The sequence below is a fragment of the Rhizobacter sp. P2_H2 genome, assembly GCF_056403375.1.
In genome coordinates, this window is the sequence record NZ_JBFUFP010001573.1 from 1 (window position 1) to 884 (window position 884).

Here is an 884-nt window from a genome sequence, read left to right on the forward strand (position 1 = left end):
GGCCCTCTGGTTCGGCGGTCACTTCGACGCGCAGCGCCATGCGGTCGCTCGCCATCTCGCCGCTGACCACCAGCCGCGCCCGCACGATCTCCGGGAAGCGCCTGGCCACCTCGGCCACCTGCGACGGGTGCACGAACATGCCGCGCACTTTCGCGGTCTGGTCGGCGCGGCCCATCCAGCCCTTGATGCGCGTGTTGGTGCGGCCGGTCGGGCAGCGGCCCGCCAGCACCGCCGACAGGTCGCCGGTGCCGAAGCGCACCAGCGGGTAGTCCGGGTTCAACGTGGTCACGACCAGCTCGCCGACCTCGCCATCGGGCACCGGGTCGCCGGTGCCGGGCCGCACGATCTCGACGATCACGCCTTCGTCGAGCACCAGCCCTTCGCGCGCTTCGGTCTCGTACGCGATCAGACCGAGGTCCGCCGTCGCGTAGCACTGGTAGCCCTCGATGCCGTGGCCGCGCAGCCAGTCGCGCAGCGACGGCGGAAAGGCCTCGCCGCTGAGCAGCGCGCGGCGCAGCGAGCCGGGGACGCTGCCGCCGCCCTCGAGCGCCTTGTCGACCAGGATCTTCAGGAAGCTCGGCGTGCCGGCATAGCCGTGCGGCCGCAGCTCGCGCATCGCCTGCAGCTGCAGCTCGGTGTTGCCGACGCCGCCGGGGAACACGGTGCAGCCGAGCGCGAGTGCACCGCCTTCCATCATCGAGCCGGCCGGCGTCAGGTGGTAGCTGAAGCTGTTGTGCACCAGGTCGCCAGCGCGGAAGCCCGCGGCATGCAGCGCGCGGGCGGCGCGCCAGTAGTCGGTGGCCGCACCCTCGGGCTCGTAGATCGGACCGGGCGACTGGAACACGCGGCGCGCKCCGCTCGGGCGGCGCAGGCCGCGCCAGCCG

General features: G+C 73.4%; 1 protein-coding gene. It reads right to left on the reverse strand.

The features are described from left to right. Positions 1–884: phenylacetate--CoA ligase family protein (locus tag AC1D15_RS34825; protein WP_477829669.1), on the reverse strand; the 884-nt coding region annotated here is incomplete at both ends.